The organism is Rhizobium rosettiformans, assembly GCF_016806065.1.
Lineage (GTDB): Bacteria > Pseudomonadota > Alphaproteobacteria > Rhizobiales > Rhizobiaceae > Allorhizobium.
In genome coordinates, this window is the sequence record NZ_CP032405.1 from 1613313 (window position 1) to 1639208 (window position 25896).

The 25896-nt window shown below is 56.9% G+C and carries 21 protein-coding genes; 5 read left to right on the top strand and 16 right to left on the bottom strand.

Going from position 1 to position 25896, the window contains the following annotated elements:
• Positions 1–59: 59 nt before the first annotated feature.
• Complete coding sequence (locus D4A92_RS07640; protein ID WP_203019083.1) at positions 60–2864, bottom strand: UvrD-helicase domain-containing protein; 2805 nt, start codon at positions 2862–2864, stop codon at positions 60–62.
• Between the two features lie 404 nt (positions 2865–3268).
• Between D4A92_RS07640 and D4A92_RS07645 the strand changes: the two genes are divergently transcribed.
• Both D4A92_RS07645 and D4A92_RS07650 read left to right on the top strand, forming a co-directional pair.
• On the top strand, positions 3269–3943 hold the full coding sequence (locus D4A92_RS07645; protein WP_203019085.1) for a ParA family protein: 675 nt from the start codon (positions 3269–3271) through the stop codon (positions 3941–3943).
• Positions 3940–4230 carry a hypothetical protein gene (locus D4A92_RS07650; protein WP_203019086.1) on the top strand — a complete coding sequence of 97 codons (291 nt, stop codon included), beginning with the start codon at positions 3940–3942 and terminating at the stop codon, positions 4228–4230. The genes D4A92_RS07645 and D4A92_RS07650 overlap by 4 nt, the downstream gene beginning before the upstream one ends.
• Positions 4231–4601: 371 nt before the next feature.
• Here the strand turns inward: D4A92_RS07650 and D4A92_RS07655 are convergent, their stop codons facing one another.
• Both D4A92_RS07655 and D4A92_RS07660 read right to left on the bottom strand, forming a co-directional pair.
• Entirely contained in the window at positions 4602–5261 is a 660-nt protein-coding gene (locus D4A92_RS07655) for an SH3 domain-containing protein (RefSeq protein ID WP_203019087.1), read from the bottom strand.
• Positions 5262–5289: 28 nt separating this feature from the next.
• Positions 5290–5775 (bottom strand): CC0125/CC1285 family lipoprotein, encoded by a 486-nt coding sequence (locus tag D4A92_RS07660; RefSeq protein ID WP_203019088.1) that lies wholly within the window; start codon positions 5773–5775, stop codon positions 5290–5292.
• Between the two features lie 279 nt (positions 5776–6054).
• Here D4A92_RS07660 and D4A92_RS07665 point away from each other — a divergent pair, with 279 nt between their 5' ends.
• Positions 6055–7029, top strand: coding sequence for an ArdC family protein (locus tag D4A92_RS07665; protein WP_203019089.1), 975 nt, complete (start codon positions 6055–6057; stop codon positions 7027–7029).
• Positions 7030–7267: 238 nt separating this feature from the next.
• On the opposite strand, the gene D4A92_RS07670 is transcribed toward D4A92_RS07665, so the two are convergent.
• From D4A92_RS07670 to D4A92_RS07730, 13 genes are all read right to left on the bottom strand, one after another.
• A complete protein-coding gene (locus D4A92_RS07670; protein ID WP_246754044.1) occupies positions 7268–8245 on the bottom strand; it encodes a hypothetical protein in 978 nt (325 codons plus the stop codon).
• Positions 8246–8908: 663 nt separating this feature from the next.
• Positions 8909–9358, bottom strand: a complete 450-nt coding sequence (locus D4A92_RS07675; protein ID WP_203019091.1) for a hypothetical protein — start codon at positions 9356–9358, stop codon at positions 8909–8911.
• A 241-nt stretch (positions 9359–9599) separates the two neighbouring features.
• A complete protein-coding gene (locus D4A92_RS07680; RefSeq protein WP_203019093.1) occupies positions 9600–10136 on the bottom strand; it encodes a hypothetical protein in 537 nt (178 codons plus the stop codon).
• Between the two features lie 103 nt (positions 10137–10239).
• Entirely contained in the window at positions 10240–11343 is a 1104-nt protein-coding gene (locus D4A92_RS07685) for a hypothetical protein (protein ID WP_203019095.1), read from the bottom strand.
• Positions 11340–11729 carry a hypothetical protein gene (locus tag D4A92_RS07690; RefSeq protein WP_203019097.1) on the bottom strand — a complete coding sequence of 130 codons (390 nt, stop codon included), beginning with the start codon at positions 11727–11729 and terminating at the stop codon, positions 11340–11342. Before D4A92_RS07690 ends, D4A92_RS07685 begins: the two co-directional genes overlap by 4 nt.
• Before the next feature lie 1036 nt (positions 11730–12765).
• A complete protein-coding gene (locus D4A92_RS07695) occupies positions 12766–13224 on the bottom strand; it encodes a helix-turn-helix domain-containing protein (protein ID WP_203019098.1) in 459 nt (152 codons plus the stop codon).
• Positions 13221–13556 (bottom strand): DUF4258 domain-containing protein, encoded by a 336-nt coding sequence (locus D4A92_RS07700; protein ID WP_203019099.1) that lies wholly within the window; start codon positions 13554–13556, stop codon positions 13221–13223. Before D4A92_RS07700 ends, D4A92_RS07695 begins: the two co-directional genes overlap by 4 nt.
• Before the next feature lie 538 nt (positions 13557–14094).
• A complete protein-coding gene (locus D4A92_RS07705) occupies positions 14095–15384 on the bottom strand; it encodes a hypothetical protein (RefSeq protein ID WP_203019100.1) in 1290 nt (429 codons plus the stop codon).
• A complete protein-coding gene (locus D4A92_RS07710; RefSeq protein ID WP_203019101.1) occupies positions 15381–15677 on the bottom strand; it encodes a helix-turn-helix domain-containing protein in 297 nt (98 codons plus the stop codon). Before D4A92_RS07710 ends, D4A92_RS07705 begins: the two co-directional genes overlap by 4 nt.
• A 274-nt stretch (positions 15678–15951) precedes the next feature.
• On the bottom strand, positions 15952–16719 hold the full coding sequence (gene otnI, locus D4A92_RS07715) for a 2-oxo-tetronate isomerase (RefSeq protein ID WP_203019102.1): 768 nt from the start codon (positions 16717–16719) through the stop codon (positions 15952–15954).
• Between the two features lie 199 nt (positions 16720–16918).
• Positions 16919–19141, bottom strand: coding sequence for a mechanosensitive ion channel domain-containing protein (locus D4A92_RS07720; protein ID WP_203019103.1), 2223 nt, complete (start codon positions 19139–19141; stop codon positions 16919–16921).
• Between the two features lie 334 nt (positions 19142–19475).
• Positions 19476–21884 (bottom strand): phosphoenolpyruvate synthase, encoded by a 2409-nt coding sequence (ppsA, locus tag D4A92_RS07725; protein WP_203019104.1) that lies wholly within the window; start codon positions 21882–21884, stop codon positions 19476–19478.
• A 155-nt stretch (positions 21885–22039) separates the two neighbouring features.
• Entirely contained in the window at positions 22040–22687 is a 648-nt protein-coding gene (locus D4A92_RS07730) for a TetR family transcriptional regulator (RefSeq protein WP_203019105.1), read from the bottom strand.
• A 185-nt stretch (positions 22688–22872) separates the two neighbouring features.
• Here D4A92_RS07730 and D4A92_RS07735 point away from each other — a divergent pair, with 185 nt between their 5' ends.
• Together D4A92_RS07735 and D4A92_RS07740 are read left to right on the top strand one after the other, a co-directional pair.
• Positions 22873–23760 carry a shikimate dehydrogenase gene (locus D4A92_RS07735; RefSeq protein WP_203019107.1) on the top strand — a complete coding sequence of 296 codons (888 nt, stop codon included), beginning with the start codon at positions 22873–22875 and terminating at the stop codon, positions 23758–23760.
• A 214-nt stretch (positions 23761–23974) separates the two neighbouring features.
• A complete protein-coding gene (locus D4A92_RS07740; protein WP_203019109.1) occupies positions 23975–25864 on the top strand; it encodes a bifunctional sugar phosphate isomerase/epimerase/4-hydroxyphenylpyruvate dioxygenase family protein in 1890 nt (629 codons plus the stop codon).
• Positions 25865–25896 lie beyond the last annotated feature (32 nt).

Below are 25896 nucleotides of genomic sequence, written 5' to 3' on the forward strand. Positions count from 1 at the left end.
CCTCAATGTTTGCCCTGGCGGCGCGAGGCTGCGCGCAGATGCGTCAACATTAACGCGCGTTAACCAGGCGTGGTCCTGCTGGGAATGGCTTTTTGGCGTAGAGCGAGATTTTCCTGCCCGGTACCCTTTGGCTTATAGCGACAGTCCGGAAAATTGGAGCATGATCGGAAGGCGCCAAAAGGGCCGGTTTTTTGGACAATAACGCCCCGCCGGCATGCTGGGCAGGTTTCCTCCTGCACCGGCTCGCCCTCTGAAGTCTGAATTCTCAGCGCACCGTCCGCCTCAAGTTCATTCAAGAATGTTGAGCACTGTCCCCGCACGCTGAACAGTGCAACGGAGCGTTTGGCACGTGTGAGGGCCACATAGAACAGCCGCCGCTCCTCACTGTCGGGGTAGTTGTCTCCGGCTGGCATTGCCAAACCTAAGACCGGATCATCCGCACGCGTGTTGGGAAAGCTACGCCCTCTCAACGCGCTGATCATTTCGGGCAGGATGACAAAGTCCGCCTCGCTGCCTTTAGACCGGTGGATGGTCAGGAAGGATACCGTTACCCATTTCTGCGCGGCACTCGTAATGCGAGGCACATATTGCTGATCGGCATTGTACCGACCCAGGACATAGATCGACACCTTGCCATTTCGGCCGGGTCTGACGTCTCCAGACTGGATGCGTTCCGCCAAGCGCTCGACATACTGGCGGATGGCGTCCGCCAGTTGCTCTCGTCCATCCACCTGATAGGCTTGTATAACAGGCCCTTCAGCAGGCGTTTGTGAGCGTACCTTCTTCGGGAGCTGGGCAGGGTTCTTGGACACGAACCGGCTGGAAATATCACACAGTTCTTGCGGGCAGCGGAATGTCTGCTCGAGTTTCATGACCTGGCCATGGCCGAACCAGTCGCGGAAGCCCGTCATGACAGAGATGTCGGCCCCCGCAAATCGGTTGATGGATTGCCAATCATCGCCAACGGCGAAGAAGAAGCGCCCCTTCTTCTGCACTAAGGCCCGGCAAAGTCGGGCTCGCGCCCGGGACGAATCCTGAAACTCATCCGCCATCACAAGTTGATACGGTTCTTCAATAGCACCCTCTTCAAGGTATTTGGCTGCGAGATTGAGCATGTCTTCAAAGTCGATGCCGCCTTCCGCCGCAAGCGCTTCGTCCCAAGCTTTGATGATGGGGAGAGCGAGTGCGGCAAACATCCGATAGCGATACTTAAAGGCATCCGTGGGCAGTCTATCCAAGCGTTCCTCTAGGTCTGCCGGAGTCATGCTATTGCTTTTAAAATGGCCGATGAACGCCCGGACCAAGCCTATCAGTTCCTCTGCAGGCATAGGCTTCAGACCATCCTTGGGGATCTGTCTGTCGGGATTTGGGTTGAGCACGATGCCCCGTTGGGTGAGTTCCCTTTCGAGATGCTCAAATAAGGTTCCCGTGCGCACCTGGTGCGAGGTCGTCTCGATCAGCGCGGTGCCCTGCTCTAAATGCAGGTTTCGCTTCCATTCCACGCCTGAGACATAATCGTCGAAATGGGTAGGGGCGTTGCCTCGCGCATCAAGCGCGAAATGCTCGTGATAGAGGTCTATGTCGGGATAATAGAAATCTGGACGGTATTGCCGGTGCGTCGCATCCGCCGTGTCCAAGACATAGGATTTTTCATACCTGTAATTGACCCCGTTGTAGAAAAGCCAGTTCGCAATGAGCGCTTCTTCCTGGCTGCGCACGCGTGTCCCGTCAGCCGTGAGAACCATTCCCCTGCCTTGCTCGTCCCACGCGGTCGGCGCGGACTCGCCAGGTTTCGGCAAATCCCGTTTGAAGACAAAGCGAAACAGGTCCCACTGCGCGCGAAAGCTCAAAGAGCTGTCTTTCAAACCGTCGATCAAGTCAGCGAGCTTGCGCAGGCCATCCGCAGGATCGATTGCCCACTGCGGGATATCTGGCTTCTTTCCGGTGGCCCTACCGATGATTCCAAGACCCAGAGCGTTGAACGTGAAAGCCTTCACGGGGACATCATACATGCCCAGACGCGCAAACGATTGGCTGGCCCGTTCTGCAAGTTCTTCGGCAGCCTTCTTATTGAACGCGAGCATGACGATCTGTTCGGGCTTGGCGATACCTCGATGGATCGCGTAAGCCGCTCTAGCTACCATTGTGGAGGTTTTACCAGAGCCCGCAGAGGCGACCACCTGCACTCGATTGTCGAAGCAGACGACGGCTCGCGCCTGCTCTGGTGTCAGTGGTTTGCTTTCGACCTTGTCGAGCAGCTCTTTGCACTCGATGAGCTCTCTGTCTGTGTGTTTGGAGTTCAGGTTTTGCCATGCTGTAGCGATGTCGGCGCCCCAGTCCCGCAAGTCCTGTTCCAGCTGGATGGCTCTCTGGCCGAACCGGGCTTTCAGCGAACCATCACGCAGCAGCATTCTCATCCTGGCCGTATCCAGTTGAGGCCGTTCACTCTCCAGAGAATTTAACATCTCGTGCGTCAGCCAGCGCCTTTGTGACGCCGCCGTGTCCTCCACCGATCTGCGTTTGCTAAGCCAATCGCTCATGGTCTCGTGAGCGCGAACCAGCAGGGCGGTATCTTCCCTGAGGCGGATCTCGCTCAGGACATCATCGAAATTGGCTCGCAGGTTTGCTGCCCCGCTCTTGGACAGTCCGCCGACCTGAATGGCATCCGAGCCGGCAGGCTTCAGCGTGACGCTGGCCCACAGTAGGCCGTTTCTCACCGAGAATGATGCAGAGTCGCGGACATTGACCGTGTGAGAATCTCCATCGATTAGGAGGGTCAGGCATATGCCGTCCTGAACCAGCAGCCACTTTGGCGACCGGGAAACAATGCGTCCCCATTTCGATGGCTCCCACTCGTTCTTCATTAGATTATCCAAATGGTTGCATATGGAGTCGGCACTACCTCGTCTGCTGCATGCGGACAAGCCCGTTCAATCGGACATTGCTTAGGCAGGGAACATCAGGGGCAGGTTAAGGGCGGTTTCTTGAGATGCTGTCAACAAAGGAGCTGTCGTCATACTGGATCGCCAAGACGGGGGTGCGGGTCATAGTTCGTGTCGAGGGGGGAGATTTGCGGCTCCGTTATTCGCCGAATATCCCGCCTGCTCTTCAGACATTTGCTTTCCGAGGGCGCTGTTGAGCACACAAGAAGAAAATTGCGGAAGGATGACGCTAATTAACGCGCACGCATTGTGATGCGTGGTAAGGCATTATAACGTCTATTGACGCATCATGATGCGTGTATTCTGCGTTAGGTTGGAGACTGAAGATGCCGGTCATTACGGTGGCGAACCCCAAGGGTGGGGCCGGGAAGTCAACAGCGGCCCTCGTGCTCGCCACGTCGCTTGCCCAGCAGGGTGCGAGCGTCATTATTCTCGACTGCGATCCCAACAGGGCGATCGAGGGGTGGCGGGCAGGGGCCTCGAAGAACCCCGTCATCGTGGATGGTGGGATCACTGAGAGCACGATCACCACCAAGCTCGATGAATATCGCAAGAAGTATCAGTTCGTCTTTGTCGATCTGGAAGGCACCGCCAGTCGGCTCATGTCGCGTGCTCTTGCCCGGGCGCAGCTCGTGATCATTCCGATCCAGGCAAGCCCGCCTGACGCGGAACTCGCAGCGCGCGCAATCCATCTGATCCGTGAAGAAGAGCAGGCCTTCGAAAAGACCATCCCCCATAGGGTGCTGTTCACCCGGACCTCTCCGGCGATCGCCTCTAAGCTGGAAACGCAGATTACGGCTCAGTTGAAGGCAAGCGAGGTGCCGATGTTTCGCAATCATCTGAACGAGCGGTCCGCCTACAAGGCGATGTTCTTCTACCAGCAGGATCTGGAGGAGCTTGATCCGCGGAATGTGAATGGGCTGCCGGCAGCCCGGGACAATGCGTTCCGGCTTGCAGAGGAACTGGTCAATCTGGTCATTGATGCGAGGGTTGCGGCATGAGCGGGAAGAACCTGGGCTTTGGCGACAAGCTCGCCAACATCACGCCCGACACGGAAGAGCCGGCGCGGATTCCTGATGCCAGGATCGACGAGGTTGGTGAACGCCATGGTTTCGTAGCACGAGAGCCTATCCAGAAGCTGACGCGGCGCAAGCCTTCTGAGCCGTCTGCAAATCTCAACATCCGCCCGCCGATCACGACCTTCAATCGGTTTCTGATCTTTTGCGAGCAGAACCGCATGTCATATCCTGAGGCGTTGAAGGAGCTCATGGACCGCGCAGGTGTCTGAACCTGATGCAGAGAGTTGGCTGCGTCACCATTGACGCGCGTTCATGAAGCTCGGCATCCGAGTTCCGTTGATATGCAGCGACAGCGCGTCTATGCGACCGATTGATAGAGGGGAGTTGTCCTGATCGCCGGGCTTCGCAAGGTAAACCCGCGCCTGAAATGCAGGCTTAAGGGCTCCAAGCGTTTCTACGGTGCCGTAGGAGGTCGTGGGAGTCATAACTAAACACGATAAGGATCACGTCGACGGTCAGGCCCCGGCATAGGCGCTTGCTTTGGCGATGCAGGCTATCAGCCCCTCAAGCAACCATGAACGAGTGATGGGCTCGACCCTCGGGGCCACAGTCTCGATACCTCCCAGGCGGGAAGAAGTCGTCACTGCTGGCGAAAGGCCGCGATCATATCTCTGGACACATCTTCGGCAAAGCAGACGGGCGCATAACCACCAGGCTTGGAATATGCACTTCGCTTGCCGCATTGCCGACCTCGACGATCCCGGCTGTAGGGGCATGGGCAGGAACCGGAATAACGTTCGATCGATTGAGCGATGATCCGCTGGACGATTGTTGCGTCCGATATGGCAGGTACGGACCGAGGCTGCTGCTGCGGCGGCTGTTGCGACTTAGTTTGTCGAGGGGCTTCACGCGCTGGCTGGCTTTTAGACAAGAAGCGGGTCGCTATCCATCCTGTACGCTGTGTCAGTTGATCGCGCACCTGCGACCAGTCTGCACTCATGTTCACGCGCATCACCTCACGCCCCTTGTCAAAGCGATCGAGAATCGAGTTCGCAGTGCCGGGACCAGCGCGAAAGGCAACTCCACTGCCCGTCACATACATCGTCTCCGCGGGTGCCGCCTGAATAGAGGGTTGAGTGGTGGCACCTGGCTGATCCGAGGCGACGGCTTGCGGGGATTGCTCAGGCGATACGACTGCGGGCTGTGGGGCAGAATACGGCGCAGAGGGCTTCTCGTCTTCCCGACCAAACAGGGCGAGTGCGACAAGGAACACTCCAATGCAAGCCGCGATCTTTCGCATCAGGAATCCTCTCCTGAGCTGCTGTCTGCTATTTCTTGGGCCTGATCACCCTGGGGCTGATGTTGTTATAGACCTGTTGGGCGTCGAATGAACCGGGCGGCGATACTGCACCGCCAGGAAGCTTCAGGACCTGCACGATCAGATCTTGTCCGGGTTTGACAATGTCGTAGGCCACGCCGGGGTTATAGGTGGTGTATGCTGTGTTGCCGTAAACATTCGTCTGGAAGGTTCCCGGGGTCGAGCCCACGGATCGATTTGTCGAGTCGTTCGCCGTCACGACGAGGAAGTGGGTGCCCCCGGCAGCCAAGGTCACTTCAGCAGCTTTCAACAGGCTATAGTCCTGAATTGTGGTTGGGTCGGTAAACCCGTTTCCCCGTGAAGAGATGCGATAGGTATCGTTGGTTATCGGGGCCGCGGTGACCCCTCCGGTTGCACCCATCTCCTGATATTGCGTTTGGCAGCCGGACAAAATCATGGTTGTGGCGGCGACCAAGGCGAGGTGCCTGAAAGTCATTGAAATCTCCCCCTGTTTTCCGTGAGCAAAGGAGAAGTCATCATCGAAGTCAACCTAAGGCTGCGACTTATTTTGACGCGGCAAATCCACCGGGGCTGACGCCCCATCACCCGTCAAGACCTTGAACCCTTCGGGCAAAAGCGTCCGGGCCGTGGCTCGGGGCTTTTAGCCCCTGCGCCCGCACCACCCCGGACGCTTTTGGGTCTGGACGGGTTCCCCCCTCTCTTCGCCAGAGGGGCAGATCGGTTGCATGCGCAACCCGATCAAAGGAAAAGGGACATGAAAAACAGTATTTACGCTGAAGTGACGGACAAGATTATTGCCGATCTGGAAAAGGGGGATCTGACCTGGCTAAAGCCGTGGAATGCCGGCAACACGGCCGGGCGGATCACAAGACCCTTGCGGTACAATGGGCTTGGCTATGGCGGCATCAATGTTCTGATGCTGTGGGCGGCGGCGATCGAGGCGGGGTATTCGTCTGCCTGCTGGATGACGTTCAAACAGGCCCGCGAGCTCGGCGCCCATGTGCGCAAGGGTGAGACGGGCAGCATGGTCGTCTATGCGGGGACCATCAGCCGGGAAGGGGATGAGGACGAAAACGAAGATAAAGACAAAGAGGAAGGAGAGGGGGTCAAGCAGATACCGTTTCTCAAAACCTACACGGTCTTCAACGTCGAACAGATCGAGGGACTGCCCGAGCATTATCATGAAAAGCCGGCGCCGGTGATCGACCCGGTTGAACGTATCGCACATGTGGATCAGTTCTTTGCAGCAACGCGTGCCGAAATCCGCCACGGCGGCAATCGGGCCTATTACAGCGGTTCAAGTGATCATGTTCAGATGCCATGTTTCGAGAGTTTCCGGAGCGGGGACGCCTATTGTGCAACGCTTGCGCATGAAATGATCCACTGGACGAAACATGAAAGCCGTCTTGATCGCGACTTCGGGGCAAAGAAACGGGGCGATGAGGCGTACGCGTTCGAGGAGCTCGTTGCTGAATTGGGTGCGGCCTTTCTATGCGCGGATCTGGCATTGACGCCGGAGCCCGGTGCCGATCATGCGGCCTATATCCAGAGCTGGCTCAAGGTACTGAAGGAGGACAAGCGTGCCCTATTCAGTGCCGCCGCCCATGCGCAGCGCGCGGTCGAGTTTCTGCAGGGTCTGCAGAGCTTGGCCGGAACAGGAGAGCCGCCGCGTAAGCGGCGGATTTCCTTTCTCGGCAAGAACGCGCGCCCGCCGACGGCGGACACCTAATGAACGGATCTGAAGCCACGTTCAGTGGTTACCCCTCATTCACTCGAATGCCTGAAAATCAGGGGAACTCAAGGCGCGGCGGCACTCCTGAACCGGCTCAGACTGTAAGACTGCAACGCAGGTGCGTCGAAATGCGTCAACATTGACGCGCGTTAAAGATCTGGATTGGGGCTACGCCTCGGGAGCAAGTCTCGCCCACTCGCAAGGCGCGCCTCAGGCTGTGTGAGAGGTCCAGATGCTAATCGTGTGCCGCACCAGGGTCTCCCGGGCTGGCTTCAGGGTCGCTCTCGTACGGAGACCGGTAGCGCTCCTCAGGAGCAAGCCAGGATGCGAGGAACTGGAACGGGTCCGTATCGCCGACCATCTTCCTGGCCAGCGCCATGCGCGTTTCGAGATGCGGTCGTCGATCGTCCGAAACCTTGGCCAGGCGATTTTCCGCTTCCCTGAAGAACCGCTCCACGCCCATCACTTTCGTCCACTGCTCGATGATCTGGGCAAGCTGTTTCTGGCTTTCGAGCAAGGCCTCCGCCTTTTTTCTCTGGTCTTCGCGGCGACGGCTACGCTCCCGCTCGGCTTCCCATTCCTGTCTCCGCTTTTCGGCGGCTTCGTCTGCCGCCGTCATCAAGGCCTGGACCTGGCCGACGGCGCCTTGCAGGGACTCGATAAACTCCGGGATCGAGCTTTCCAGCGAGGCATGCTCCGCGTCCTGACGGGACAAGAACCACTCGACACCCCGCTTCGGTGAATACGCCACGATCTTGAAGCGTCCGCTTGGTACGTCCTGGAGATGTGTGTAAGAATGAACCAACTGCCAGGCCTTGGCGGACTTGATGACCTTGCTCTCGGTTCGATGGTATTTGCCGGCGAAATATCGCATAGACACCCGCTCCGTCATTTCAGTCACTGCAATGCCAATCGGAACCGAGTCGAGCTGGAACACAGTCGGTCGGTCCGGACCCCATATGTAGCCAGATTGATAGCGGCCATACTTGCGGTCCTTCCGCTCGGTTTCCCGTTCGTCGATATCGATGCGGTGAAGGCCATCTTCGGCTGCCGCGATGCGCAGCTTGCAGCCTGCGTCATCGAGGGCGAGATAGACCTGATTGGCAATCGCAAGCGCGCGGGGCAGGGCACTCTCTGAGGCGACGATATCGGGCAGGATCCTCTTGTAGGGGCGGAGAAATTCATACTCCTCCACGACACGGGTCTTTCGCAAATGCTCCTCAACGCCAAGGAGCAGAGGATGTCGCGACCTCCTCGGCGGTTTCAGGCCCCGCTTTTTCCGGATATCCGGGCTTGGAGGCGGACCTTGTCGCCTGGGCCGGGGGGCCGGCTGTGCGATCTCGATGATAGCGTCGAGGGCCTCGGGAAGTAGTGGCAGTTCCGCTGGCAGGCCCATCGCCTTGCGGGTCCAGTAACCTGCCCCCGGAAACGGAACGTCATGTTTCCTGCAGATGGCTGACAACGCTGTCGGCGATAGTCCGAGTTCAGGGGCAATTTTGTTCAGGGGCGAGTTGCAGACTCTTTGGTAAAGCTCAAGGCGCGTCAGTTGCATTGCTCGAAAAACGTCTCGTTCAGTGAGCTGGTACAGAATCGGCACTGAGCAGCTTATGGCCAGCGGTGGCACTTCTCCCGCCGCCTTGCCGTTCCCCGGCTTAATCCAATCGCCGACTGGGCCTCCACTATTGCTGGCGGCTCCATCGGCATGGGTTCATTTTTAGCACGAGAATTACATCATCGTGTGCGATCCAGTTCAAAAGGATCTAGTATTCTTACCCTTATGTCCATCAGCCGTCGCGACTGTGCAACCGTCTGGATAGATTAGATTGGAGTATTGTTTTAAGCGATCGTTCAGCGCGAATCTTGCTGATTGGTTGGCTCAAATCACGTGAATTCGAATATCTATGGAACGCGGATTAAGGTCACGCAAAAGCGAGTTTCCGTACTTGCCGTCAACCTGACTATCTCTCCTTCGCTCGGAGACGCGCACATCGTATGTGGCGTTTAACATCGCATCAAGAATTTTAACTTCCTCAGGGTGGCCGGCGTATTGGCTTTTGGTCATGTTAAAGGGCTTCGGTGATGGCGTGAATCCGGTGCTCACCTTTTCTTCGTCTTTGCGACGACCGATTTGGTTGAACCAAAAGCCGAGCGCCAGAAGTATAACCGACGCGACGAAGAAAGAAGCAGTGAACCAATAAATCTGTAGCTCGTAATTCAATACATCTTCTTTTCCTATCAAGCCAACAGCGAGACCGGCAAATGAAGATATGCCGGTGGCAATCGAGGCATTGCTGAGCCACTGGCCAAGATAGGTGTCATTGTTCATAGATTGTCGCTCCTTCCCATTTGTATAATTGGAAAATGCAAATATTTTGTCTGAGGCAAGGCTAAATTTTTAATGGAACGCTGCACGACCGGAGATGGCATTGAACGATAACCACAAAAGTTGAGTTCGCGAATTGCTGAGCTATCTCGCGGTACTGCCGTCGACGATCAACGATCAACGATCAACGATCGCGATGGTCGCCTGGTCGCCTTGAATGTGTGATATCGGCGTCCAATGGAGCTCAATACAGCGGATCAGTGAAAACGACCGTGGAGCCACGCTGCATGGCGTTTATCTTCTTCACGTCAAACCCGCATCCACCTTCACTCGCGATGGGCTGTAGCGCGCAGGCGACTTGTGACCAATCAGCAGGAAGAGGAACCTGCATATTGTTCCTGCGTGCAGCGATAAAGCTCTCCCACCATTTGAGTAGCTGAGTGCCATTAGATTCACTCAGCACGTCGAGGTGCTCGATGTGGGTGACAGCCCAGGCTTGAGATCGATAAACGTTCTCCAAATTGGGTAGGCAGTCCATGGGGTTAGTGATTACGTAGTCCACGAACGCAAGGTAGCATTGATCCCCGTCTGACACTTTGATGACGGTAGTATCACCTGCACGGTGAAACACCCGGCTGCATGCCCCTTTGCCAACCTCGGACCACCCCGCCCGCACGAGCTCGTTGCAGTATCCAGCTGCACCGTTGGAGCAAGAAGGATCAGGCGGATTTGTCTGGAATTCCATACCGCGACTACCGGACAATCCGACCATGTCGATCATGATTGTCGCCAATTATAACTAGCATCATGCTGGGCTGATTGTACAACTTTTGTCCCGATTCTGATCGATTAGTACGTATTCGAAAATCTAATCATAATGATGATTAAGCGCAGCCATTGATCTTTTTGGCTATCTCCATCAAGTGACTCCCGTAATATTTGTTCTGCTCCTCGGTCGGCATAGTAATTTCGCTTAGGTTAGCTGAGTTTTGCTTCGTGATTGCAAAGGAAAATGTCATAGTTACGGAAAATTGTCCTGATCCAGATTCCTCGCTAACGCTTTTTATGCCCGAGAGACGAAGGTCCAGCAGTTCTCTATACCCAACGAACAGCTTGGACGCCCCTGCAACCTTTTTGAGTACTATCCTGAAGCTATCATCTTGTGTCCTGTCCAAGTTTCTTTCGTCTGATGTTAGCTCCAGCCTGTTCGCAAAAGCGTTCCTTACAGTCTCGTAAACCACGTGAGATGGGTTCTTTGAGTCAGATGGCCATCGGCAAACAAATTCATACTCTGGTTCAAAAAGGTAACCGCCTTCGAAACTTTTGACGACAAACCTTGCGAACTGCCTGCCGTCCCGCTCAAGCAGCACAGGGTGGCACGGTTCGGCGAATGGGTCTTCGGGGCGAAAAAACCACCAGCAAGCACTATAAACTTTTGTAGCTCCCTGCTCGTTTTTGGTTATGAAAAAACCATCCTGTAAAAGCGGTTGATCGGCAATGGCCTCGACAATCTCGCGCCATATCTCGCCAACTTTCTTAGCTGTCTTGTCACTCTCTTCGTCGATCCATACGAATGTGTTTTCAGCAGCCCAGTCAGTCCTCAGCGGAGTGAGGAATTCAAATTCATTATCAAAATTGAAGTTCGTTAAGTTGCGCGAGAACTCAGCAAAATCTAGTTGGTACGGTTCGGGAAACCAGCTCCGATCTTTTACCTTTCCATCCTGAATGTACTCTAGAAGATCTAAGGGCATCACAGGGATTGGATACTCTGTTATTCGGTCGCCTTGGATATTGACGCAGTCAACATGCAATCCATGAATATTGCAAACCGAGGCTAGATCGGGATCAAAATTTTCGTTTTTAGCCCAAATGGAAGATTCTTCTTGAGAGGTAATTCCCTTATTCTGAGGCGTAGAATCCAAGAAAACGAGCGCATGGGACGCGTCAGTAGAAAATATTAAGAACACTAGGAACAAAAGTATCCTCATTTTGATTCACCATTACCGAATAACCATGCTGTAATTACAGAGACCGATGCTGAAAATAGCCCAAGTAGGATCGATATCCAGTCTGTTAAGCGTGCAAATGACATGCCTGTATCCGGTGGACTATCAATGTTGTTGGATACGGTGAATGCAAATATGATGGCGACCATGATGACTGTAAAAACTAAAAATGGCCCGACACTTAATATGTATATAAACCCGCCTTCTTTTAGTTTGTCTTTGCCGGTTGTGCCGTTTTGCCTCGTGACGTAGTACGCAGCTTGCCCAACGTATCCAATAAATATTGGTGCTATCTGTTTAATTGCAATATATGATTGATCGTAGCTCAAAGGAGCTCCGTATACCGGTGCAAGTGCAAAGAACACCATACAGATCAGTAGGGCTCCAAATGACGAGGCAAGAATAAAATACCGGCACCAAGAAAGCGATGGCAATGAATTTCCCTCCCTAAAGATCGTAAAAGCGTCTCGCATACTTGCACTGTATTTGATTATAGAGGCGCTTTACTGAGGTTGTTGATCCGTTTCGCACATGCGTTTTCGTGCCAGATTTGAAGTATTCGTTCTCATTCAGTGACATAGAGATCGAATTTACCGATGTTACGGTGCAATATCCAAATGGCTTCTCAATAAAATCATCATCAAAATTCAATTTGATGTCGAACACATTAAAAGACAATTCCCTCGCGGCGTTTTCTAAATGTCCATCTATTCCCGTAAATTGCATGTCCAAAACAGAGTTGGTCAATAAAGAAATCGATGCGGCTCCATAGTTTAGTTTAAAGGAAAATGATATCTGTAAAACACTTTGTGGATGTGATTTATTTTTACTGTCGCAACTAAGTGAAAAGTGAGAGGAGGCTCCATCAAAAGATGCTGCGACCCCTTGTTTATTCTGAACAATATCTATTAGTCGTGTACCGCTATTGCACCCGTGAACGAAGTAGAACACTTTTCCAGATCGATCTATGTAAAGGATATATCGGTAAACTTGGGCAGTGCCCGCATCTTTCAAGAATTCTGCTCTTCCGTTCTCAACTGAATAATAGTCGCCAATTTGGGCGAACTCTACGTGTACGAAGACGCCGTTACCGTAGTCCGATGTTGAGAACGATGCCTCCGCCGAATGGGCAAGGCGCCAAGGCGCTAGTAAGCATCCAGCGATCATAATTTGGAGAATTGGTCGGTACAAGACACGCTCCTTGCCCAAGTCGAGCTCGCGAGCACTCTAGAGGACAATTTATTACTTTAGAAGCGGCTTGATATACCGTCATTAGGGAGGCAGAGGTACATTTTGATAGTAGGTGGCCAAATTGACCTCCTCCCGGACATTTGGGATCAGGTCACAGGCTCAAACAAAAAGGGCGAGGAAATACCTCGCCCCATCACCCGTATGTTTACGGTCCTAGGCAGCAACCAGCTCGTAAGCATGTCCGCCATTATCGACTTTGCTGATTTGGATAGGCTGCGGTACCGCCGAAGGAACGCTTCGGCGAGAGAGCTCATCGATCCCAGCATCAGGAAGCTGGAGCTTCTCGATCGCAAGCCTCCTGATCAGTGCTTCGGCCGAGCCGTCAAGTTCTATTTCACCACGCTCCCACCGACCGAGCGACTGCTTATCGCGATGCACGTGGTTCGCCAATTCGGTCTGTGTCAGCCCCATTTCCGTTCGCAGGAAACGCAGCTCCTCACCGCTCATTCCCTTGGAATGGCTAACGATTCCGTGAGCAATCACGCGATGCAATTCGTTGACAGCAGGGATGCTGACGACCTCATCGCCATCATCATCCACGCATACGTCGATTCCGCTGATGAACACATTCATCAACCCGCATTCTGTGTAGTGATGATCAACCTTACTCATTCTTCTTCTCCAATTATCGAGCCTGCTACACGCTCGAACTCGTCGATCCACATGACCGTGATAACTTTTAGAAAGTACCCTTGGTTCTCTGGAATCACGACGACACCAATAGAACGGCTTCCGCTGTTTGGTGTCCGACACTCAACCCGATATCGAAAATACCCAGCGCGAGTTGCAGGAATTGCCTTTTCATAGACAAACCCGTTTTTCAGCGCGTACAGGACGTCGGATATGATAAGCCCACGCTCGGAGAGGCGATCCCTGGCGTGTAGCTTATACGTTAGGGTCAATGCCGGGTTTCGAGAAATCAGTCTGATTTTGTCGGTAGCCACCGCCGGCTCCCAAGGCTGAATTCCTATCACGCTACCCTTCATTCCCTTAACGCACCCTACTTCTGGTATCATGGTGATACTTACATAGGCGTTAATCGTCAATTGACAAGAGCGTCAAATGGTGAAGAAATGTTGGGAGCTTTTCTTTCTCTTTGTTTTTTCAAGATAAATTTAGCGTCCCTAGCGCTTGACATCTCGACGCATGAAGCATGCGATTCTAATGCCAACAATCTGCACACGCTTCATGGCTCGCTGACCTTAACCAGCGCGGTCTTCAGGCCGTGCACTCCCTTGAAGGGGATGAACTTCCGAGCGCCTCGAGCTTTGCTTCGTACTGGACGCGATCTGTCTGAGCGTCCTGGAGTGCCGCAGCGGCCGGCGACGCGCCGGAAACGACCTTGGCGCCTGGTCGACAGATGGCCGCTGCGCTCCAGCCGATAGCATGCCAGTTCCTTTTCTCAAAAAGCAGGTTCGTCAGGTCTGTGTCGGTCTGTCAGGGTTCCGTCAGACTTTAAGGTCAGCTTTCTTGACCTCGTCACTAGTCAAATCGCGAGGTCGCCCCGACCCGCTTGGGGCGGGGGCTGATGATTGCTGCAGCCTCGCTCGGCCCGCCTTTCGGAAACCAGACGTACTTCACTGCGCTCGGCACCTTCAGCCATGGCCAGCCTTTGTCCGCGAAGTGCACCTGCCAATCGTGGAAGGTGACGGAGTCGACGGTCAGCGCTTCCATCTCCGGAAGCGCTGCCGACAGCTCGGCAGCAACCGTGCAGCCCTTCCCCTCCAAAGCCTGTTGGAACATGAAGTTTACCTTTGGCCATCCGAATAACGCGAGGCGGTTACGCCGCTCGCTAAGCCCGATAGCCGTTCCCTGCTCGATCTGCTTGGCCAGATAGGCAGGAGCATGAGGCAGGGGTGCATGAGGCTTGCTCAGTTCGACCAGAACGCCGACCATCCAAGCCTTACCAAAGGGTGCCGCCATCTTCAACGGCGATGCCTCGACCTCGTCTGACACGCCTTCCCAGAGCCTTTCGTGGAGATAGGTCGAGGGCGCTGGTGTGTGATCCTTGCCGTTCTTCCGCAGAATCGAGATCCAGGCGTCGCGCTTGGCCGCTGCCGCCGCTTGATCCTCGTCGCTCAGAGCGAACCATTCTCGCTCGGCCTTGGCGAGTGACAGCCCCTCGAAGCCGGGCCAGTTCTTGACCAGAAATCGAAAGGCTCTGTGGTCAGACTTGTTCGCCTCACGAGAATTGTCGTCACCGTCGACGGTTTCAGAAATGGTCCGAGCCGTGGACCTATTTGCAAAAGCGTTTCCATTGAAAGCGCTTTCTCCGGAACTATTCTCTTCGGGGATATTTGCGAGATCACTCTCTCGTGGGCGCGCATGCGCACAGAGAGGTTCCTTTGATGGTTCTATGACGGTTAGGGTGACGCCCACGTCACCCCCTGGTGTCGGGTTTGTCACCCCTTCCGCTTGATTTGTCACCGGGTGACAAGATGTCGGGGGTGCCAATTTGTCACCCCTTTTGAGCGCGTCGCACTGCGCGAACAGATCCGGAAAGGCGTCCAGCTTCTCGACGTCGATCTTGTACTTGTTCGTTCCGCTCGGTCCCGCGTTCGGTATGATCTTGATCAGCCCAGAGCGCTCCAGTCCGCGAAGGCATCGCTGGGTGTTGCGCTGGCTCATCCGCGCCTTGGTGGCCAGATAGGGAATGCCGGGATAGGCCGTACCGCGATCGTCCGCGTTGTCGGCGAGGGCCTGCAAAAGAAGAAGTTCGCCCCCCTGAACGGGTGCCTTGCTCCATACCATCGACATGATCCGGATGCTCATGACTGCACCTCCAGACCTTTTGCCGAGTTCAGCGCTTTGATACGCACCCGATACTTGTTGACCTCTAGATCACCTTCGCGGGTGCCAATCTCGACGAAACCCGCCGACCTCAGAAGGCCCAGCACATGGCGCAATGTCTTAACATTGCAGCGGCTCTTGGCGGCGATGAGATGTAGGCTAGGGGTGCAGAAACCATGATCGTCCGCCATGTCCGCAAGCGCTAGCAGCACGAGAAGGTTTTGAGGCTCACGAGGTCCGTTCTGCCATACTTGGCTCATGATCTGGATGCTCATGGCAGCACCTCGACCCGGTTGGGAATCGCACCATTTTTATCAATGATTTCAATGAATGGAAAAGTGTGGTTGGGAGGGCTAACCCGTTGGAAAATCGGGCGCGGCAGATGACCACCCTGTCCGCCATATTCTAAGATACCAATCCAATTTCATTGTAGAATCTTGGGCTGCAGTCTTGTCCGTTGATCAGCGTGCGACGCGATTTGGATCGGACGTTCTTAGCGGGAACCGTTGATCCAATCCAGCGCCTATGGCCCATCCCCCTCAGATTCAATCAAAGTCTGGCCATCCAGCCTAGTCCTTCGAGGGTGCCGTCGGCCGGCCGGTATTCACAGCCGACGTAACCCTGATAGCCGATGGCGTCGATTGCGGCGAAGATCCTGCGGTCGTCGAGTTCACCGGTTGTCGGTTCATGGCGGTCGGGCACCGAGGCAATCTGGATGTGGCCGATCAGAGGTGCCATCTGCCGGAGTGCCATGATCACGTCGCCATGCAAAATCTGCCGGTGATAGACGTCGAATTGCAGTTTGAGATGACTTGCATCCATATCGCTGATGAAGTCGATGGCACGCTCGAAGTCGTTGAGGAAATAGCCCGGCATGTCACGGCCGTTGATCGGCTCGATGACAAGGCCGATGCCGGCCTCTCCCGTGCGGTCGACGGCGCGCTTCAGGTTGTCGCGATAGGTCTTGATCGCGGTCTGATCGGCGGCTGGTGCAACACCCGCCATCATATGCAACAGCGGCGTGCCGATGACCTTCGCATAGTCGATCGCCATGTCGAGAGCTTGTGCAAAATCCGCCTCCCGTCCGGGAAGCGCCGCCATGCCGCGCTCGCCGGCCGTCCAGTCGCCGGGTGGCATGTTGAAGAGCGCCTGGGCGAGACCGGCCCTTTGCAGCCTTTCGGCGACGACCTCTGCCGGCTGGTCGTAGGGAAAGAGGTATTCGACCGCCCTGAAGCCGCATTCTGCCGCCGCCGCGAAGCGGTCGAGAAAGGGGACCTCGTTGAACATCATCGTTAGATTGGCGGCAAATTTCGGCATGTCAGTCCTCTTCCTCCATACCCGGCCGTTTGAGGCCTACAAACGTTCCGGACTGCGTGCCAACGAGCTGTCATCGTCACGTACCATGCTGCCGGCCTCGGTCGCGAGGCTTCGCGCCGCATGCGCGATCGGCAGGGATCGATGCTCACCTCGTAGGAAAGTTCAACTGGATCAAGGACGCTGGCAAGCCCCTGCTCGATCACTCCGCGTCCGTGATCAAGACGGGCCGGTCGGCCGATCTGGACTCTGATTGAACCTCGTTCTTTACCCTCAATGGTGGCGACATACCTGCCTTGTCCTCACCCATGTAGAGCGTGACGTGCGGGAACGGGATTTCTATGCCTCGGCGGTCGAAGACCTGCTTGATCAGCTCGTTATACGCGCGACCGGTTGCCCAGTGCCCCCCTGGAACGGTCTTGATGCGTGCGCGCACCATCACGGCGCTGTCGCCGAAAGCGGTTACACCATGCATGTCGAGCTTGTCGACGATCATTTCCCGCCATTCGCTTTGCATCAGAAGGTCGAAGGCCTCGTGCATCGCCTCCTTCACCTCGGCGATGTCCTCTCTGTAGGCGACCCCGATCTCGGCGACGTGGTAGCTGAAACCCTTCATCATGTTGGAAACGGTGTCGACGGAGGAGAAGGGGATCAGATGCAAAGTCCCGTCGAGCGAACGGATCGACACCGAGCGGATCGTCAGCCGCTCCACGACCCCGCTGACATTGCCGAGGCTGACGACATCGCCTTCGTTCATGACATTCTCCAGCTGGATAAAGACACCCGTAATGATGTCCTGGACCAGCTTCTGGGCGCCGAAGCCGATCGCCAGACCAAGGACACCGGCGCCGGCCAGCAACGGAGCGATATTGACGCCGATCTGCGCGAGCGCCAGCATGGTCACGAGAACGACCAGAGCAATCGTGAAGGCGTTCTGAAAGAGTGACAGAAGGGTTTTTTCACGGCTGGTCGGAATTGTCCCGAATTGGGGGTTGAGCCTATACTCGACCCAGGAAGACACGGCCAGATAGGCAACGAAGCCGAACAACAGGATGATGAGCGCCGCCAGGGTGGAGCCGCTAACGCGCTGGCCACTGTCGGACGCGAGCCAGCCGAGAAAATCGATCAGTCCCCAGGCTTGGGCGATGGCGATCATCACGCCGAAGGTTACGATGACCCGGATGATCTGCATCACACGTGGCACGAAGGCCTTCAGTCGTGCCTCCAGTGCCGGAAGCCGGGCACGAAGGTCATCCGGAAGCCTGAGACCGGCATTGGCGAAGCGTCCGATAAAGACAGTCACAAGCCCCCCCACAACAATTGCGACGATGGATTTCAAGGTGGCTGCCATCATGTACGGAAGGGCACCGGAAGGATTGACCAACCAGACCAGTACAATCGCGAAGAGATAGGCGATAGCCAACAGATGCCATATCCCGGCGAGCAAAGCGCTGCTGCGACTGATGAAATCGCTTCGCCCCTGAGCAGCGCGCGACGACAGGGTGTGGCGCACACGGTCTTGGTTTTGCAAGATGATGACGACACCGATCACCAGGGCGGTAAACATGACCAAAACGCGAACGGCCTGGGCCGCGGACTCCGAAACATTGGTTGCCATGATCGGTGCGACAAACATGAAGGCATAACCGATGAGCGAAACGATGCGCGCGAGCCAGAAATACCAATAGGCTGCCGACGTGTCCGAGACCGGTATGGGTCTGAGGTTTGGAAACCGCGCATGCAACAGTAGGCGCATCGTCACCTTGATCATCTCAACCAGGAGGAAGGCATTCAGGAGGAGAGTCTGATTGATATCCATCTGGCCGGTTACGCCACCGACCACTTGCAGAGCGAGGAAATAGCCCACGCCCCAGGCCAGAGCGACGGTGACGACATCCGAGACGGTAGCGACCAGTACATATATCGCTTTGACGAACCAGTGACGACCGGCGGCGCGATTGTCGAAGCTGCGCTGAAGAGGATGGACAAGTATCCGCAAGACAAGGAACGAGGCGAATAGCCCGGCGGCCACCAGCACTACGTTCAGGATGATAGAACGGAGCGCTGTGTAGTCGCCCGGGTCGGGATCCGTGATCATCGCGGCGAGCGCCACCAACCCGGTCCAAACCGTGCTCCCACCGGCCACGATCTGCTCGGCTGCCGCTCGTGTTTGTTCTGCGACTTGCCGCGCAATGGTGGCTTCGCCGCTCGGTTGATCCGTGGACGCCTGTGTTGCCGCCTCGGTCTTCAGCCTGGTCAGAAGTGCTGTTCGGGCCTCTTCACTTTCCAGGATACGGATAAGCTCGTCGACGCCCGTCACGGTCTGCGGCGTCGATTGATCGTTCTCCTGCGCCTCGGCAGCTGGCGGCAGGGCGAATAGCGCTAGGAGCGCCAGAAGGCTGACGAGGTGGCGAAGAGTGATCATGTGTCGCTTTCAAACGGATTTGGTCATGATGCGACATGGAACTTCCGCCTTTTTCGTCAACCCTCGCTGTTATGCGAAGGCGGACAAATTGCAAAATACGACGATGTTTGCCTTCATCGGAGATGCTGAGGAAGGGGCGCCAAGGTCAACGACTGATCGAGCGGCAAGGACTGCTCGCAGAAACATCATCAGTTGCGCTGACGCGAATGCGAACACCTGCACTCTGCCGACCGAGGTGTTCAAGCGAGAACAGCCTCGCTACCCGATGTCATGACCCGAACGACAAAACCGCGCGGTTTCGCTGCTTCTGATGAGGATTTGACGTCATTCAACCCTATGACTCCGCACCGCCGGCAACTCCCTTTGCATTCTCGGCTTCCGAAACATTCTGCTTGACCGCGATGAAGCTGTCTGGCGTGACCGAGATGCTGTCGATGCCGCACTCGACGAGGAACTTCGCAAATTCCGGATGGTCGCTCGGTGCCTGGCCGCAAAGGCCGATCTTGGCCCCGGCAGCCTTGGCTTCGCCGATCACGCTGCGGATCATCCATTTGACCGCTTCGTCCTGCTCGTCGAACAGATCGGCCAGTTCGCCGGAATCGCGGTCGACCCCGAGTGTCAGCTGGGTCAGGTCGTTCGATCCGATGGAGAACCCATCGAAATGCTGGGCGAACTGCTTGGCAAGAATGACGTTCGAGGGGATCTCGCACATGACGAAGACCTGCAGGTCGCTTTCCCCGCGCCTCAGTCCGTTTTCGGCCATCACGCCAAGTACCTTTTCGGCCTCCGCAACGGACCGGCAGAAGGGGATCATCACCACGACATTCTTGAAGCCAAGTTCGTTGCGCAGCTTTCGAATGGCTCTGCATTCCAGGGCAAATCCGTCCCGGTATCGCGGCGAATAATAGCGCGAGGCGCCGCGAAAGCCGATCATCGGGTTTTCCTCGGTCGGCTCGAACGCCGCGCCGCCCAGAAGCCCTGCATATTCATTGGTCTTGAAATCGCTCATCCGGACGATGACCGGTTGCGGGTAGAAGGCTGCTGCGATCCTCGCCAGCCCTTCGGCGAGTTTGTCGACGAAATAGGCGGACTTGTCGGCATAGGTCGCCGTCAGCTCGGCGATTTCGGCCTTGGCGCTTTGATCGGTCAGGCTGTCGAAATTCACCAGCGCCATGGGATGGATACGAATGGCATTGCTGATGACGAATTCCATGCGCGCCAGGCCAACGCCGTCCGCCGGCAGTCGCCACCAGCGGAATGCGGCACCCGGATTGGCGAGGTTCAGCATCACCTTGGTCTTTGTCGCCGGAATATCCTCCATGTCGAGTGTCTGGACCTCGTATTCGGCGCGGCCCTCATAGATCGACGCCTCGTCGCCCTCGGCACAGGACACGGTGATCTCCTGGCCGGAATGGAGGATCTGGGTGGCTGTCCCCGTCCCGACAATTGCCGGTAGCCCCAGTTCCCGGCTGACAATGGCGGCATGCGAGGTGCGGCCGCCATGGTCGGTCACGATGGCAGCTGCCCGCTTCATGATCGGAACCCAGTCGGGGTCGGTCGTGGACGTGACCAGGATCGATCCGTCGACGAATTGCCCGATGTCGCGGGCATTCTCGATCAGGCAGACCTGGCCGGAGACGACGGCGTCGCCGATCGACAGGCCCGTGAGCAGTGTCTTGCCCTTGCTCTTGATCTGATACGAGCTGAACACTGCGGTTTCGCGGTTCGACTGGACCGTTTCCGGCCGTGCCTGGACGATATAGAGGCGCCCGGTATGCCCGTCCCGGGCCCATTCCATATCCATCGCGCAGCCGTAATGGCGTTCGATGGTCGTCGCCCAGCGTGCCAGTGTCAGGATCTCGGCGTCTGATAGCACATAGGCGGCGCGCTCCGCTTTCGACGTCGGCACGTTGCGCGTCGGCTGCTCGGCAGAGCCATAGACCATCTTGATGGTCTTGCCGCCGCACTTCTTTGAAATGATCGGGCTGAGCGCCGGATCGTCCAGGAGCGGCTTGAAGACCTGATATTCGTCAGGGTCGACGGCGCCCTGAACGACATTTTCGCCGAGCCCCCAGGCGGCATCGATCAGGACGACCTTGTCGAAACCCGTTTCCGTGTCGATTGAGAACATGACGCCGGACCCGCCAATGTCGGAACGCACCATTTGCTGGATCCCGACAGACAGCGCGACCTTCATATGGTCGAAGCCTTTCGTCTGACGATAGGAGATCGCCCGGTCGGTAAACAGCGAGGCAAAGCAGCGCTTGCAGGCCTGCAAGAGTTCCGTCTGCCCGACGATGTTGAGAAATGTCTCCTGCTGTCCGGCAAAGCTCGCATCCGGAAGGTCTTCGGCCGTTGCGCTGGAGCGGACGGCGACACTGACGTCAGGTTGACCGGCTCTGTCTGCCAAGCCGCGATAGGCCTCGACGATGGCAGCGGCCGTGGCAGCCGGCCAGTCTGCCCTGAGGAACAGCTGGCGGATGGCTGCCCCCGTCTCGGAAAGGCTTGCCTTGCCGGCAGTCCAGTCGGCGATCGATTTGCCGATCGATTCACGGATCTGGTTTTCGTCGATGAAATGCCAGTAGGCATCGGAGGTGGTCGCAAAACCCGGCGGAACATCGACGCCCTGGAGGCTGAGCTCCTGGATCATTTCTCCGAGCGAGGAATTCTTACCGCCGACCTTGGCGACATCCGAGCGTTTGAGGTCATCAAACCAGACGACATGAGTTGTTACATGATGCATGCCTACCTCCTCCAGGGACGGGTTGCTTCAAGCGAACCCAAGGGGAAGGCTATCGGCAAAGCGCCGACTGGCGGTTGACACACATCAATAGCGGCCAGCATTCGTTGCCGGAGCGTTTCGCCCGGCCTCGGAGAGTTCCTCGATTTTCCACGCGCTCAAAGATCGGTGCTACGCAGATATCCAAGCACGGCGTCAGCGATCATCGACTTGTGACGGTCGTAGAGGTCCGGTTCGGAGAGGTCGCGCTTGAAGATCGTGCCGAAGGTGTAACGGTTTGAGACGCGAAAGAAGCAGAAGGCGCTGATCAGCATGTGCAGATCGATCGCGTCGACTGGACGCCGGAACAGGCCGCTCTTCAGGCCGCGGTCGATGATGTCCTGCAGCGTGCGAATGACGGAGATGTTCAGATCGGCGATTTCACTCGATCGCTTCATATGCATAGCATGATGGATATTCTCGATGCTGACGAGCCGCACGAAGTCGGGATTGTGCTCGTCGTGGTCGAAGGTCGTGCTGATCAGCCGGCGCAGAGCTTCGTCTGGCGCCAGTTCCGACAGCTGCAGGTCCGCTTCGAGCGATCGGATCTTGCGATAGGCCTTTTCCAGCACCGCCAGATACAGCCCCTCCTTGCTGCCGTAGTAGTAATAGATCATCCGCTTGGACGTGCGCGTCTTCTCGGCAATCTGATCCACCCGTGCGCCCGACAGCCCGAACTCGGCGAACTCTTCCGTTGCGACATCCAGGATGTCTTCACGTGTCCGCTCAGGGTCGTTCCTGCGCGTTTCCCTCGCCGTTTTCGCCATAGTCTCCATCCCCGATCGCGATTGCGGCCATTGCCGACGCAGCGCGCCTTCAGTTCATAGTGGTCTCGGGACCACGCTTCAAGCCAGCCAACGTTGACACTAACTAGTTAGTACATTATCGTCGTTGTCAGGTTGGGAGGCCGGAAGCGTGGACGAGGTCCGGGCTTCGACATTGGGAGGCGGTTATGAAGCAAAAGCGCGATATCTTGCGCGCCGGACTGATCGGGTTCGGCATTCAGCGCTCGCTGACCCCTGCCATGCACATGCGCGAAGGCGAGGCCCAGGGCGTCGACTACCGCTATGAACTTATCGACCTCAACGAGCGCAAGCTCGGGCCAGATGACCTCGAGACCCTTGTCGTCGAGGCCGAAGAGCAGGGCTTCTGCGGCCTCAACATCACCTATCCCTGCAAGCAGAGAATCCTGCCCTTGCTGACCGACATCTCCGAGGACGCGCGCAAGCTCGGCGCCGTCAACACGGTGATCTTGCGCGACGGAAAGCGCATCGGCCACAACACCGACTGGTGGGGATTCGCGCAAGGGCTTTCCCGCCAACTGCCTGACGCGGACTTGTCGTCTGTGATTCAGATCGGTGCTGGCGGTGCCGGCGCGGCGACGGCCTATGCCGTGCTCGAAATGGGCGCGCGGTCACTCGCGATCTTCGACATCGATCCGGACAAGGCATCGGAACTGGCGTCCCTCATGGGCATGCATTTCCCGGAAGCATCGGTCAGCGTGGCCTCAGATCTGCAGGCCTTCATCGGCCACGCCACCGGGCTCGTCCATGCCACGCCGATCGGAATGGACAAGCACCCGGGAATGCCACTTTCTGCAGAACTGTTGCACCCGGGCCTCTGGGTTGCCGAGGTGGTTTATTTCCCCTTGGAGACGGCGCTGCTGCAGGCCGCCCGTCAGCGCGGATGTCGCGTGGCGAACGGAGGCGGCATGGCGGTCTTCCAGGCCGTCGGCGCTTTCTCGTTGTTTACGGGCCTGGAGCCCGATGTCGGTCGCATGCTTCGCCATTTCGAAGCGCTGACGGAAGCGGGCGTCACACGCCAGCCTCAGACGGCTTGAGGCGAAGAGTACATTTGGAATGGTAGGTGTCAGGCGCTGACAGCCTGGCTGGATTGAAACTGGTGGCCCGGAAGGGCAGGGAGGAGGAAGACATGTCCGGCATCATCGACATCCTGTACTCCCAGGCTATTAGTCACGCGTCGCTCTCCCGTACGCCAATTCCTTGCATAGTATCCGCTCTGCTGGCTGTTCCCGCCTGTGAGAGGAGGCGCGCATGAAGACCTCGATTGCGACCGTCTCCATCAGCGGTGAGTTCGAGGAAAAGCTCGCCGCCATCGCGCGCGCCGGCTTCGATGCCGTCGAGATCTTCGAGAACGACTTTCTAGCCTTCGACCGTTCGCCGGCAGAGGTCGGACAGATGGTTCGTGATCACGGGCTTGCCGTGTCGCTTTTCCAGCCGTTTCGCGACTTCGAAGGCATGCCCGAACCGTTCCGGTCCCGCAATTTCGATCGCGCCGAGCGTAAGTTCGATCTGATGGCCGAGCTCGGCACGGATCTGATGCTGATCTGCTCGAACGCCTCACCGGTCGCGCTGGGCGGGATCGATCGCGCCGCCGAGGATTTCCATGCGCTCGGCGAGCGTGCCGCCCGCCGCGGCTTGCGGGTGGGCTATGAGGCGCTCGCCTGGGGTCGGCATATCAACGACCATCGCGACGCCTGGGAGATCGTGCGCCGCGCCGATCATCCCAGCATCGGGCTGATCCTCGACAGCTTCCACACATTGTCGCGCAAGATCGAGTTGAATTCGATCCGCTCTATTCCTGGAGATCGCATCTTCATCGTCCAGCTCGCGGATGCGCCGCTGATCGAGATGGATCTCCTTTATTGGTCGCGCCACTTCCGCAACATGCCGGGCGAGGGTGACTTGGCCGTCACCGCCTTCATGCAGGCCGTCGCGGCCACCGGGTATAACGGCTACCTGTCGCTCGAGATCTTCAACGACCAGTTTCGTGGCGGCTCACCGGACGCGATCTCGCGGGACGGGCGTCGTTCCCTGGTCAACCTCATGGATCAGGTGGCGCGAGCCGAACCGCAGATCAATATACCGGTGCCGGTCATGCCCGATCGGGCCAAGGTATCCGACGTCGCCTTCATCGAATTCGCGGCCGGCGAGGACGAAGAGCGCGAACTCGAAGCCCTTTTTACACTCCTCGGCTTCGTGCCCACCGCCCGGCATCGCTCCAAGGCCGTGACGCTCTATCGTCAGGGTGACATCAATCTCGTCATCAACAGGGAAGAGAAGGGTTTCGCCAACGCCTCCTATCTCGTCCATGGCGCCAATGCCTATGCCTTCGGACTCATGGTCGATGACGCGGCAGAGGCCCACAGGCGCGCGCTTCAGCTCGGTGCCGAGGATTTCCGCCAGTCCGTCGGTCCAGGTGAGCTGCAGGTCCCGGCGATCCGCGGCGTTGGCGGAGGTCTCGTCTACTTCCTCGACCAAAAGAGTGAACTCGCGCGGATATTCGACGTCGAGTTCACGCCTATCGATGAAACGCCGGAGAGCATCGTCGACATCGGCCTGACCCGGGTGGACCACATCGCCCAGACCACGCGCTACGAGGAAATGCTGACCTGGCTCCTCTTCTACACATCGCAGCTTGATGCCCGGAAGACGCCGATGGTCGACATCATCGATCCGGCGGGCCTCGTCAGAAGTCAGGTGGTCGAGACCCCGGACGGGCGCCTGCGAATCACCCTGAACGGCGCTGAAAACCGCAACACGCTGGCCGGCCGCTTCATCGCCGAAACCTTCGGCTCGGGTATCCAGCATATCGCCTTCGAGACCGACGATATCTTCGCCACCGCCGAGGCGCTTGCCGCCAAGGGTTTCCGGTCGCTCGTGATTTCGCCAAATTATTACGACGACATCGAAGCCCGCTTCGGTCTCGACCCCGATCTCGTTGAGCGGATGAAATCGGCGAATATTCTCTATGATCAGGATGAGGCGGGGGAGTATTTCCAGCTCTACTCGCCGACCTATGGCGAAGGCTTCTTCTTCGAGCTCGTCGAGCGCCGTGGTTATCGGGGCTATGGTGCGCCGAACGCGATCTTCCGCATCGCCGCCCTCAAGCGCCATCTGCGTCCGAAAGGAATGCCGAAATGAGCGCCCAGATCAACCATTCGGCCGGCCGCGGC